At 65.4% G+C, this 11968-nt stretch carries 9 protein-coding genes; 1 reads left to right on the forward strand and 8 read right to left on the reverse strand.

All coding sequences use genetic code 11. The annotated features are described in order from the left end of the window. Window positions 1–171 precede the first annotated feature (171 nt). Complete coding sequence (locus tag LDB26_RS08115) at window positions 172–627, forward strand: hypothetical protein (protein WP_048577673.1); 456 nt, start codon at window positions 172–174, stop codon at window positions 625–627. Here the strand turns inward: LDB26_RS08115 and LDB26_RS08120 are convergent. The 8 genes from LDB26_RS08120 to LDB26_RS08155 all read right to left on the reverse strand — a co-directional run bounded on the left by LDB26_RS08120 (window position 614) and on the right by LDB26_RS08155 (window position 11786). Further along, the gene (locus LDB26_RS08120; RefSeq protein WP_048577674.1) at window positions 614–4384 is read right to left on the reverse strand and encodes a conjugal transfer protein TraG N-terminal domain-containing protein; all 3771 of its coding nucleotides are present in this window, start codon (window positions 4382–4384) and stop codon (window positions 614–616) included. The genes LDB26_RS08115 and LDB26_RS08120 overlap by 14 nt on opposite strands. A 14-nt stretch (window positions 4385–4398) precedes the next feature. After that, window positions 4399–5823 carry a conjugal transfer protein TraH gene (locus tag LDB26_RS08125; RefSeq protein WP_048577675.1) on the reverse strand — a complete coding sequence of 475 codons (1425 nt, stop codon included), beginning with the start codon at window positions 5821–5823 and terminating at the stop codon, window positions 4399–4401. 45 nt (window positions 5824–5868) lie between these two features. Then, the gene (locus LDB26_RS08130; RefSeq protein ID WP_373886193.1) at window positions 5869–6366 is read right to left on the reverse strand and encodes a hypothetical protein; all 498 of its coding nucleotides are present in this window, start codon (window positions 6364–6366) and stop codon (window positions 5869–5871) included. An 83-nt stretch (window positions 6367–6449) separates the two neighbouring features. After that, window positions 6450–7322, reverse strand: coding sequence for a conjugal transfer protein TraF (locus LDB26_RS08135; protein WP_231923301.1), 873 nt, complete (start codon window positions 7320–7322; stop codon window positions 6450–6452). After that, on the reverse strand, window positions 7319–7915 hold the full coding sequence (locus LDB26_RS08140) for a S26 family signal peptidase (protein ID WP_048577677.1): 597 nt from the start codon (window positions 7913–7915) through the stop codon (window positions 7319–7321). Before LDB26_RS08140 ends, LDB26_RS08135 begins: the two co-directional genes overlap by 4 nt. Next, window positions 7887–8765 carry a type-F conjugative transfer system pilin assembly protein TrbC gene (locus LDB26_RS08145; protein WP_048577678.1) on the reverse strand — a complete coding sequence of 293 codons (879 nt, stop codon included), beginning with the start codon at window positions 8763–8765 and terminating at the stop codon, window positions 7887–7889. Before LDB26_RS08145 ends, LDB26_RS08140 begins: the two co-directional genes overlap by 29 nt. After that, window positions 8737–9852 carry a conjugal transfer protein TraN gene (gene traN, locus LDB26_RS08150; RefSeq protein ID WP_160985500.1) on the reverse strand — a complete coding sequence of 372 codons (1116 nt, stop codon included), beginning with the start codon at window positions 9850–9852 and terminating at the stop codon, window positions 8737–8739. Before traN ends, LDB26_RS08145 begins: the two co-directional genes overlap by 29 nt. Continuing rightward, window positions 9849–11786 (reverse strand): hypothetical protein, encoded by a 1938-nt coding sequence (locus LDB26_RS08155; RefSeq protein WP_086485617.1) that lies wholly within the window; start codon window positions 11784–11786, stop codon window positions 9849–9851. Before LDB26_RS08155 ends, traN begins: the two co-directional genes overlap by 4 nt. Window positions 11787–11968: the final 182 nt, after the last annotated feature.

Below are 11968 nucleotides of genomic sequence, written 5' to 3' on the forward strand. Positions count from 1 at the left end.
GACCATATCCACATCGGAACCCGAAGGCTGAGGCGCGCTCCAGATCGGCTTGCAGAGAACAGAATCAGCGGGGTCAAACCAGTGTTCCAGTGCGATTTGCCGCACGAAACCGGCTATGAATGATGGAACAATGACAAGATCTCTGCTATAGTCGGCTGCGAGGAACTATCGATGAATACCGCAGCCGACATGCCCCCAACCGATCCTGCAGCGCCGCGGCTGAGGCTAGCCGATTGGCTGTGGCGTCCGTGGTATGCAAAGGCGTGGTGGGCCACGATCCCGGTCTGGTGGATCGGCATGGCGGCGTCCACGAAGATCGCGCCGCTGGAGGCCTTCTACGACAGCGCGCCTGCCGGTTTTCTCAATGTGCTTTTCTTCCCGATGACTGCGCTCCTGGCGCTGGGTGTCGGTTACGCGCAGGATTGGCTGACGGCATTTGCGCCGCAGGGCGAGGGCGATCCTATATCCGATGAGGCGCGGGCTAGAATTGCCCGTCTGTGGGAAGAGCATGATCGCGCTATGGAAGATATCCGAGCCGGCAGCGATATCCACGATCCGCGCTCCGGGGCGCTATACATCGGCAATCCGATAAGCCCTAACAATGGCGCTCGTATCAGCGTTTTTTGAAGCTGCTGTCGCCATCGCCCGGGCTGCCCTCGATGTCCGTGGAGAATCTCCCGCCCTTCAGAACCGCGTTCTGTTCAACCGATGTGAGAGGGCCAGTAACGTCGAATGTCGCGCGCCCGGAATCCGCGTCCTGAAGGTAGCGGTTACGCATGCCATCCGGGCCAAGGATGCGATCTGACAGTTCGCGGGAGAAGGTTGCAGCCGGATCGCTGGACCGGGCCGCGGCACGTTCGGCGGCAGCAATTGCCTCTCGAACGTCGTAGTTCACGATATCCAGGCTCGACTGAGCATTCTCCGTTGAAATGCCAACATCACGGCTCTCGAACCCCAGACTTCCGCCGACACGTCCCGAGGTGGAACGGCCCTTCTGGGTGGTCGGCGTTTGGCTCGATTGCTGTCCCTTGCCGGCCGGTTGTCCGCGGCCGCCAATAGCTTCGGATTCCTGAGAGTCGATACTCCCTCCGACATGAGCACCGACAGACGTACCAATCGTGACCTGATCCTGCGCCGAGCGCGACAGCCCCCGCTGCCATCCGGTCTGCGCGATGATCGCCTGGACGTCCCTGGTGAGCGTATCTGCTACCTGCGGATTGAGCCGCCAGTTGCCGTGCCGGTCCATCTCGAACCCGCCGCGCAGCCAGTTCTGCATCATGGCCTGGCCCTGTTCGCCGCTGCTCAGGAAATGCTCGATCGTGTCGGGCCCGGCCTGTTTGCCCGCCTCGAAACGCGTACTGGTGTCGTTGCGCGCCGACTGTTGGAACCCGACCGAGCTCGATACCAGCACATCGTTGTCGGCGAACGAAAATCGCGCACGCCCGCCATTGGCGATCGCACCGAGCTGGCTCTCGTTGATCAGACCACCGCGCCACATCTGCGCTGCGGTCTCCGGCGTCAGATTGAGGCTCAGGTCACCATTTTGCGCCATGGCGATCTGGCGCTTGGACATCTGCACGCCATGCTCGCCCAGCAGTTGCTGCATGCGGGTCAGGCGCTCATTGTCGACAATGCGGGTCAGGCGCTCGTTGCGCGCGCGATCGGCAATTCCTTCCGCGCCGCCTTCGGCCATATCGACCTGATTGCCGGCACCCTGCGACAATGTGCGAATGAAGCTATCGAGGTGGGCCGCCTGCCGCACCGACATGCCCGCAGCCGCCGCACCCTCGGCAAAGCCGGCATTGTCGGCCTGTCGACGCTGCTCGCCGATCCGAGCCGCAGAGCGCGTTCCATCATGGCCGACCTCGCGCTGCGCATCGAGCTTGCCCGACCGCTCGGCGAAGTCGTAGCCCGCCGCCTCGCGTGTGCGCCCGTAGACGCTGGTGCCTTCCCGGGCAGCCTCGGCCGTCGCGCCGTCGGCGGTGCCGACCTGCACAGCGGCATTGTAGGTTTCGAGCGCGCGCATCACCTGCGCTTCGTTGCGGCCAGTTGCGCGGGAGAGCTGGGAAATGGCGGTGGAGCGGGCTTCGCCCGAGAGGGCGTTGATGAAGGCGATCCGACGGGAGGTTTCCTGCACGCCGAGGCCGAGCATCGATGCGGCATTACGCTGCCCCTCATTGCTGCCGGTGCGGTGTGCCTGCTCGGTCGCGACATTGCCGCGCTCGATCCGCGTCACATTGTCGCCCGCGAAATCGCGCCGTCCTTCCATCGCGCCGACCTGGACCTGAGCGGCGGTGAGGTCGTTCCGCAGCATCTGCTCCTGGTCGAAGGTGTTGGCAATCAGCTTGGCGAAGGTTGGATCGGCCGATGCCTGCGCGATCACCGTCGAAGCTTTCAGTACCGCGTCCTTCTGGTCGTAGCCGTTCCGCTCGAAATGCCGCTGTGCGCCGGACAACATCATGTCATAGGCGCGCGTATCGCCGAACGCCTTCCACTGGACCATCCGTTGCGTAAAGGCGGCAAAGGCACCTTCGCCCGCCTGTCCCTGGCCGAAATATCCCGTGCCCAGCGCGCGCAGCGCATCCTTCTCCGCGAAATTATGGATCGCCGTCGTCGCGGCATTGTCGCGCACTGCGCGAACGGTCGCTGGATCGGTCAGACTACGGCCAGTGAGCGCTGGCGATAACCCGCCCAGTTCTCGTGCGCTATCGAGCCCACCCATGCCGAATGCGGCCGTGCCGTTCGCCCCGCCGCCGTGCTCGCCGAGGACCCGGCTTGCGGCGCCGAATGCCCGGTTCGCGCCGAAGGTCGAGCGCTCCCCGAAGTCGCCGAAGTTCGACGCCGCACCGCGCCGCGCCATGGTGCCCGCCGCCGTCGCCTGCGCCTCGAGCGCGCCCGCATAGCCCTCGCTTGTGGCGAGCGGCGCGGCGGCGGCCGTGCCCTGTCCCTGGACACCGAGGGCGCCGCTGGTGAACGAGGTGAACACGTTGCCCGAAAAACGGAACACGGTGAACACGAAGGCGCCCGCAAGTCCCGCCGCAGCCGTGCGGAAGCTCCCGAAGATGGCGAGCGCCTTCATCGCGGAGGAGGGCGCGAGCATCCATGCGTTGGCCGCGACATTGTTCGCGCGCATCTCGGCCAGCACGTCGGTCGCGCGGCCCAAGGTGAGTTGATGGATGCCGGCGTCGATCACGCCCCAAAGCGCGACGAACACGAAAAGACCGAGCGCGAACGACGCGACGCGCAGGTTGATCGGGGTGAGGATGAACAGGAGCGCGATCGGCATCATGAATAACATGATTCCGAAGACCGTGGCCCGGATGGTCGGCATCCATTCGTTGGCGGTCGACATGGTGGCGAGGCCGGAGGAGACGACGGCGCGATTGGCCATGACGCGCGCGGCGGTTGCCGGACTGTCCTCGAACAGCACGTCTCCCACCGTACTGCCGAGCATGACATTGGTCAGGAACTGCTGGAGCGACTGGGGTGTGTCCATCATCATCTGGCCGAGTTCGCCGATGTTGGATCGGCAACGCTGTAGCTGGGTCGCGTTGGTGATATCGTAGCCGGTGCGTGTGCAGACCTGCGCGACGTAATTGTCGAACAGCGCGGGCTCGGAGAGGCGCGTCGAGATATGCTCCCAGGTTTCGGTGCAGCTGACCGTCGTGCCGCCCTTGTCGGTGGACGTGAACACCGTGCTGAATGTCGCGGGACCCGCCATACCCGCGAAGGCGGCGGGCAGATCGGTGGCGGTGCGGAACAGCATATCATCGTCAACGCCATAGGCGGGCGAGACGCGCGCGACCGGATAGCATTGCCGGACATAGTCCTTGATCGTGCTATCTAGGAAGGTGTCGGTCATCGGACCGCGCGGGGACGCGGCATTGAGAAACAGATCGAACGTGTGGCCGCCCGCGCCGAACTCGAGCTTGGCGTGCGGATCGGTCGTATTGTCGTCGATGACCTCGGCCAGCGCGCGCTCCATCATATTGGTCACGCCCGCGACCAGCACGATCAGGTTCGGCACGTCGCCGACCGGCTGATAGGCGTTGCGGACGCGGTCATAGACATGGACCGTGCCCGTGGTCGCCACCATGCCGACGAACAGCCCGACGCCGATCAGCATCTGAAAACCGAACCCGACCAGCCCCATGCCCTGACCGCGGATGCCGGCGAGCAGGACACCGAGGCCGATGCCGACCACCGCGACGATCAGTACCAGTGTCTCGTAGCGCGGATCGCCGAAGATCATCGAGACCAGGCGGAAGGCGTCCACAGTCTCGGCAAAGCCGTCATAAGTATGGAAGCTGGTATCGATCGCCAGCGCGGGTGTGGCCACGAAAAGCGCGATCAGGACGGACAGGGCGCGGAGAATGCGGATCATGGCGTGGCCCTAGCTCAGCGGTTGCGGTTGGCGGCGGCGCCGGCGGCATCACGCGCATCGCGGTCGCGCTGGCGAACCACCCCGGCATAGTTGGCCGAGAGATTCGCCGACTCAAGCGCTGCCATATAGGACTGACGCATCTGCGCGCGCTGGCGCAGCACTTCGTCGCGCAGTCCGCTCAATTGCTCGATTCCCTTGCTGAGGATGCGCGTCTGGCAGACCTTGGCATTTCCGGGATCGCTGGCCCCTGCCGCCGTCGCGCCGCGTTCGGCATTGGACACCGCGAAGTCGATGCTGCGCGTGAGGTCGTTGAGCATCTGATAGGCGAGCGTCAGGGCGACCAGTTCATCGGTGTCACCGATCACGCTCTCGACCATGCCCTGCCGCACGCCCCATTCCAGCAGGCGATAGACCGGCAATGTACGGACATTGGCGACGAACTGGCGTTCCTCGGGCGTCAGAGCAGCCCGGGTGCGGATTTTGACCGCAATTGACTCCATCCGTCCGCGCGAAAGGATCAGTGCGCCCTTGCCGCTGCCGTCCACGGAACAATCAGTCGAGGTTGGCGGCACGGCGATGGCTCGGGTCTGGACCTTGCCCGTTAGAAAATCGTCCACGCTCTCGGTATCCTGCCGTGGACAGGCCGGGATCGCGCTAAACAGAGGCACGCGATCGGTGGCGTCCCAGCGCATATAGACGTCGCCGACGCGCGCGCGCATAACGCCGGCCCATTCGGATGCTCCGACCCGCGCGGCGGCGTGGGCGAGCAGCGAGCCGGTCTTGAAGATGTCGGTGACCTCGGCGGGGCAGTTTTCGAGCGCGTCCTTCAAATCCTCGGTCGGATTGCCCTGATTGGCCTGGATTTTCTCACGGCTCTGCTGATAGCTTTTCGAGAAACCTTCGCGCACCGACTTATAGCCGGTCATCTCCTCGATGATGCCGGACATGTTGTCGTCACCCTTGGCGATCTGCACCATGCGGTTGGCGAGACGGCAGTCGTTGACCTGGATCGAGTTCAGGAAGTTGGTCGCGGCCTCCATCTTCGAGATGATGTTGCCCATCTTTTCATCAAGGGTTTCGAGTAGATATTGAAAAGCAACGGCGGGCGCGGCCTGCAGGATGCTTTCGAGCTTTTGCACGAGGTAGTCCGGATCGAGGAAACTCATTCCCCCCAGGAACATGTCGATTCCGCCGCAGCCCGCCCTGATCTTCGGCAGCGTGACGCTCATCAGATAGTCGTTATGGACGTCGACCCGGCCCGACATGCCGCCCGCGGTGATGTAGCCGCGAGTCTGATCCTCGAAGCTGCCGGGGCTGGTGTAAGTAACATTGTCGAACCAGCTCTCGGCCCAGCTTTGCGCGGACGCGGGGGAAGCGAAGCCGCAGACCGCCAGCAGCGGCAGGGCAAGCAAGGTCAGACGACAACGAGCGGAGGCCATGGCAGACAACTTTCCTGGAAGTGGGCGAGGACGTGGCTCCCCATGTCAATTCCTCGCCCGGTTGGGGACGGGGCGTGGCGATGCGGCCACGATCCCGGTGAATTTCGACATGCCGCGCACGCCGACGGTGGGCTTCACCCCGGTCAGCATCTTGGCGGCAAGGTAGAGGTTGCGCGCCAGGTTCGGCTCGTGGTCGGTTCCGATCGCAACCGGAATGATGCGATTGGGATCGGAGACCGGGCGCACCCAGGCGACGGGATGCCCCACCCAGGGCAGACCGAGTCGCCCGGAGCGCAGCATCGCCTCCTGGCTACCGATCGTGCGCACCTTCCAACCATAGCGTTGCCCGAGGGCACCGAGTCTGTTCCAGAGATCGGCACAGGGCACGCAACCCGGCGCCGTGCTCATCTCGACGATGAAGGCCGGTCCCTGGCCCTTCATGGTTTCCGCGAAATCGGGCGGCCAGTTGCGTGTCACCGGCACGCGGGCGAGCCATTGTCGCATCCCGGCCTCGGTTGCGACGGGATGGATCGCCGCGCGCATCGCCTGCTCGCGGGTGACAGGCTGTGCGGACGCCGGGGAAGCGCCCGCAAGGAACACGGCCAGCGTGCAGGCCAGGTGCCGCTTCACCGCTGCGGCTCCAGGCTCGCGCCGACAAGATCGCCGCCAAGCGCGCGGGGATCGGTTGCGGACACCGGCCCGGCCGAGAGGGCATCGAAAAAGCCGTCCTCTTCGCCGGCCCCGGTCAGGAACTGTTCGGGCCGGATATCACCCGCAAGCAGCCGCACCGCCTGATAGGCCGTCTGGATGAGATTGGGATAAGCCTCGACCCCGCTCGCGATCACCATGCGCTGCTGGCTGTTGCGCCTGATCACCATCGTCGTCGGCGTGATCTCGACCCCGAACCGCTGGGCCAGCTCGGGCCTGCGCTCGATGTCAATCAGCGTGACCTGCCAGCCCATCTCCTCCTGGAAGCGCTGGACGATCGGCCACTGGACGCGGCAATAGCCGCAAGTCGAACGCGAGAACATGACCAGTGCGAACTCGTTGGCCCGGCCGCGCAGATACTGGCGACGGACCTGATCCTTTTGCGCGGAAAGCTGGTCGCGGGCCTCGCCGACCATCGGATTGGCGGACTTGGCGTTGAGTTCGGGATTTTGGAGCATGGCGATCTGGGTGACTCCCGCGAAGGCGCGCGCCTTGCGCCTCGCGAAATCCTGCAACCGCCAGAAATCCGCCACGGCATCGACCGTCAGTACGGTCGCAGCATAGTCGCGTTGCTGCTCGATCAGATTCCTGATCTTCGGTGGTGTCCATGTCGCCAGCTCCGCCATCGGCGGGATCGCCGGCTTCATCAGCGCATCTGGATCGGCTTCATCATCCGCAGGGCCGGGCGGGGCCTGATACCACCAATAGCCGGTGCGCTGGTCGGCGGCTTGTGCAGGGGCCGGCATGGCAGGCACGAGCGCCGCCGCGAGCAGGAGGGCCGCCCGGCTCACAGCAGTTTCTCCATGCGTTGGAGTTGTCCGATTTCGACCGGACCATAGTAACGGCTGTCGAATCCGCTCGCGTGCGGTGATCCGACATAGATTGTTCCGGGCAGGATGAGACCGTTGTCGGGTTGCCAATGATCGAGACGCTGACCGTCGTGACCGAAGGGCTTGCTGACGCCAAGCAGCCTGCCGTTGCAGTAATACCAGCCATCCCATTCGCCATAGGTCATGGACGGCTTCTCGATCAGCGAGATGCGGTCCCCTGGGAGGCACATGGCATATTTGGTGACAGCAACCGGCTTGGGGCCGGCGAGCGGGTGCGACAAGGTGAACGAGACGAGATCGTCCCGGCCGATCGGTCCCGGCGCCTTGCGGACGAGCCACGCGTCGATCGACGGGCTCATGACGATCGTCGCCTGCGGGATCGCCCACCAGGTGAAGAGGCCGACCGGCAACACGATGCCAAAGGCCTTCCACAGTTGCTTCGGGCGCGGAGGCTGGCCGAGCCCCGAACTGCCGAGCGCCACCGCCGCCTTCAGCGGCAGCGCCTTCAATTCGACGAAGCCGGCTTTAGCGGCCCTGAAGGCGAGCCTGAGCATCGCTGACCTCCTTCTTTCCGCCGAGGCGGGCATATTCTTCGAGAAGTCCGGAAAGCGCCGCGTCGCCATAGACGACATGGGCCGCGCGCGGGCTGTCATCCTCGCGCTCGCAATAGGGCAGGGCGGGATCGCCCGGCACCATGGCGAGCGCTGGAACGCGGGTGACACTGTGCTGACGGAAGATCAGTGGATCGACGATCAACTGCACGTCGCGCATCGCGCAGGCCGGGCCTTCGCAGCCGGGATCATGGCGCAGGATCTCGGCCGAGAGCTTCGCCATCGGGGCGACCTTCGTGAGTCCGCCCGGCATTCCGCGAAAGGCGAGCACGCCGCCGACCCGTTCAAGTTGCCCTGCGTAGGTCCGCAGCGTTGTCACCGGCATGGACGAGGACACGAACAGCACCGGCACCCAGCCTTTGGCGCTCGGCGGCGCGGTGATGCCGACGACCGCCTCCATGTCGGGCGCTTCGAGGCCGAGAGCTTGGCCAAGGCGAAGTGCCATTGCTTCGCGTTCGGCCGCCATAGCCTCCTTGGCCTTGTCCATGGCTGTACGCGCGCGGGCGTCCATCGCAGGGGACGGGGCACGCTTGCGCAGGCCTTCAAAGGCGCGGCGGCGGGATTCTTCCGATGGCGTCGGCAGTGACGTCGGACCGCGCGTTTCCGCTTCCTGCTTTCGGGCGGCCGTGGCGCGTTCGAGCCGGTCGAGTGCGGCCTCACCTTGCGCTGCTGCCCCATCACGCGCATTGTCCGGGCGAGGGTTGTCCTGCGCCAGAGCGGAAGCGGAGACGAGCATCGCCATCGCGGCGGCGAGAGGCCGCACGCTACTGGCCGATGGCCTGCATATGGGCATCGATCTTGTCCTTCATGTCGATCTGGATGTCGGCCTGGGCGCGGGCCTCGATCTCGGAATAATATTCGGAAAGGTCCATTTTGGAGAAATCCAGCGCCTGGAACTCTTCCGGGGTGAAGCCGCGGCAATAGGGGTTCTTCGGCGTGCCCCAGCCGACGCTGTTGAACGATTTGAGCTGCGGGCGGCCCTGTTCCTGGATGATGCGGCCAAGCTTGGTGTTGAAGCAGCAATGGCCGCGCGACCGCTGGACGCAGACGCCGAGAATGCGCGAGGAGCAGTAGCGCCCGACCTCGTGGCACATGCCCGATCCCCGGAGCATGCCCACTTCCATGTCTTGCTGGTCACAGCCCGAGAGCAGAAAATCCATCATGAAGTTGATCGCGAGGCTGATCGCGATCGAGGTCGGATCGATGCCGGCGATGATGGCGTTCGCGCCTGATGTCGCGGCCTGACCAGCGGTCGCTCCGGCCCGGAAGGCTGTGTAGGCGGCGCTCATGCCGGTATAGACGCCTTTGGCCACGGCGATCTTGGTCTGGATCGATGAGATGGACGAGCCCATCCCGTCCTTGACGATCTTGCCCTTGTCCTTGCAGCAATTCTGGAATGTGGTGCGCAGCCCCGCCGGGCGGCAGCGCACCGCGCGCCCTGCGAAGATCTCGATATTGCCGAGACAATGCCCCTCTGCATCGACCACGCCGTCGGCGGGCGCGCCGGGATCGTCGATGACCGGATCGTCCTCGATTCCAGCGCCGTCGCTCCCCGTGCACGCATGGGGCGAGCACATCGGCGTTCCGCCGCCCGCCGGGGTCAGACATTGATGCTGCGATCCCAGCGGGCAGCTATATTCGCCCTGCGCATCGGCGACGCACATCACCTGCTGGACCGGGCAGAGCCAGGCGTCGTCGGCCATGGCCGAGCAGCTCACGACCTCGCCGGGATCGCCGGCATCGCCATTGCCGTCGAGGTCGACCGCGCAGACAGGTTGCTGCGCCTGCGCCGGAGCGAACTGACCGGCGAGTAGAAACCCGCAGATGGCGAGCGCGATCAGGGCAACCTGCGTCGGCCAGAGGAGAGGACGCCAGATCATCGCACTTCTCCGGTGCAGACGAGATCGGCGCCGCCGAGACGGACAGTCTGCATCATCACGACTGCTTCGGGAAAATCGTCGAGACAGCCGCAGGCCGAGACGATCTCTTCGCCCGGACCGGCGGGGCAGATGTCACCGCCCGCGCTGCCGGTCTTGCAAGCGTAGTAGAATGTGTCCCAACCCGTGGGCGCGTTCTGTTTGGAGCTGACGACGCCATCCAATGCCACGCCGTCATTAGCCTTGGGCGCGCGTGTCTTGCAGACCGGCTCGCAGGCCGGGACCGTACCGCGATCGGGTAGCGCGAAGGGACGCGACGACGTCGTATAGCCGTCATCGGCGGTCTTCACCCGGTCGGCGAGCAGCGCCTCGGTCGAATGGTCGATGATATAGGCGCCGCGGCTGAGATCGGGCGGCGTCGGCGAGCCGAGATCGACGGCGCATTTGTAGCGGCGCTCGCGCTTGAAGAAATCGCGGGTCAGCCGGATCGTGCAGATCCCATTGCCGAACAGGCGCGTTTGCGGTAGCGGCGTGAGGCCGGTGCCGACGCCGTTCCTGACGGTCTGCACGCCGTCGACGGTCTCGCCATCGAGGCGGCAGGCGGAATCGGCGGCATAGCCCGAGCAGAGATCGACGAGGCGTTCGGAGACACCGCAGCTCGCATCGACCCGGACCTCGATATCGACCCAGCCCCAACGGCCGTCACCGCCGCCGCGCACGCGCACGCCGAGCGCCGCCGTTCCAGCGCGGAACCGTTCGGTGAGATCGATCGGCGTCAGGTTGACCGTTTCGGCATCGACGTTGCAGTCGCCCGAAGGCAGGGCGTCGCCCAGCCACGGCCGCTTGCCGGCATAGCCGACGACCTCGCCGTTGACGCGTGATTGCAGCCAGTCATTGGCGTCTTGCCGGACGATGCGGGCAGAGACGAGGCCGTCTGGCCTCAGAACCTGGAACGTCGCCGTGAATATGGGCGGTGCGGCCGAGCAATTGCCGTTGCCGCCAATCCGGTAGCGCCGGCAGTCGGTTCCGCAGCTCGTGACCGACTGGACTTGTCCGGAAACGCTGATGATGTCGTCATAGATCGCCGGCGCCAGCGTCACTTCCCGCTCGATCGTGCAGAGCCTCACCTGATCCGCCTTGCCGACGCCAGCGGGCGAGGCCTTGAGCGCCTGGAAGATGCTGCTCGAAGTCGACGCCGCAGAGGCGTCACCCTGGATCGCGGTCGGATTGGCGCGATAGGCGGTCTGGGGCAGCGACGGATTGGGCGTGCAGGCGGTGCTTTGCGCGCCGGTATAGCGGATCACCGGGCCGTCGATCGCGGCCTGCGCGACGCCGACGCGCGGATCGGCGGTGGTGAGCGCGCCGATCACCCCGCCACCCAGGTCCTTCAGCACCGAGGCCATATTGCCCCAGACCAGGTTCGCGCCGCAGCTGTTGTTGATGCAGTAGCAGCCGGCGAGATCGGTCAACCCGACCTCGGTGAGCTTGAGGTCGCCGCTCGAGGCGACATCCCATTTGAACGTCTTGCACTGGTTCCAGGTGCCGGGCTGGCAGGAAACAATGCCGTTGGCGCAGATGCCGGACACCGGCACGGGCAAGGTCAATGTCTGGTCGACGCTGCCGTCGAGATCCTTGTCGCGCGAAATGCGGAGCGTCCCGATGTCCCCCGTTCCGGCAGGCTGCGCGAGCAGTTCGAGCAGCGTCGCCGTCTTCTGGCACGCGATATTCGGGTTGAACGTCTTGCTGTTGTCGACGGTCGTGATCGGCTGCCCGGCAAGGCCCGGCGTCAGATAGTTCTCCTGGATCGCATCGCTGTCGGACGTCTTCGCGCGCGAGGCCTCGGCGGCGGCGCGGGCGCGATCCTCGACTGTCTGCGCCGAGGCCGACATTGGTAGAGTGGCGGTCGCCGCCAGCAGGAGGAGACAGCGCACTTTCATGGCTGCCTCGCCCGCGTGCCGCGTGAACCGCGCCGGAACCGGAACACGTCTCCCGCGCGGAATGCGCTGGATCCGGGCGAGAGTATCCGGAAGACGGCCTGGCCCTCGAAGGTGGTCAGCGCGGCCGCCACCGGCGCGGCATGAGGGGGGCCTGCCGCCCACGATGGGGGGCATTCGGCCGC

The organism is Sphingobium sp. CFD-1 (assembly GCF_024611115.1).
Taxonomy (GTDB): Bacteria; Pseudomonadota; Alphaproteobacteria; order Sphingomonadales; family Sphingomonadaceae; genus Sphingobium; species Sphingobium baderi_A.

What these genes read in the sequence shown, in the direction of transcription:
- LDB26_RS08115 (WP_048577673.1), top strand. Translation starts at nt 172, where the DNA reads ATGAATACCGCAGCCGACATGCCCCCAACCGATCCTGCAGCGCCGCGG.
- LDB26_RS08120 (WP_048577674.1), bottom strand. Translation starts at nt 4,384, where the DNA reads ATGATCCGCATTCTCCGCGCCCTGTCCGTCCTGATCGCGCTTTTCGTG.
- LDB26_RS08125 (WP_048577675.1), bottom strand. Translation starts at nt 5,823, where the DNA reads ATGGCCTCCGCTCGTTGTCGTCTGACCTTGCTTGCCCTGCCGCTGCTG.
- LDB26_RS08130 (WP_373886193.1), bottom strand. Translation starts at nt 6,366, where the DNA reads ATGCGCGCGGCGATCCATCCCGTCGCAACCGAGGCCGGGATGCGACAA.
- LDB26_RS08140 (WP_048577677.1), bottom strand. Translation starts at nt 7,915, where the DNA reads ATGCTCAGGCTCGCCTTCAGGGCCGCTAAAGCCGGCTTCGTCGAATTG.
- LDB26_RS08145 (WP_048577678.1), bottom strand. Translation starts at nt 8,765, where the DNA reads ATGCCCATATGCAGGCCATCGGCCAGTAGCGTGCGGCCTCTCGCCGCC.
- traN (WP_160985500.1), bottom strand. Translation starts at nt 9,852, where the DNA reads ATGATCTGGCGTCCTCTCCTCTGGCCGACGCAGGTTGCCCTGATCGCG.
- LDB26_RS08155 (WP_086485617.1), bottom strand. Translation starts at nt 11,786, where the DNA reads ATGAAAGTGCGCTGTCTCCTCCTGCTGGCGGCGACCGCCACTCTACCA.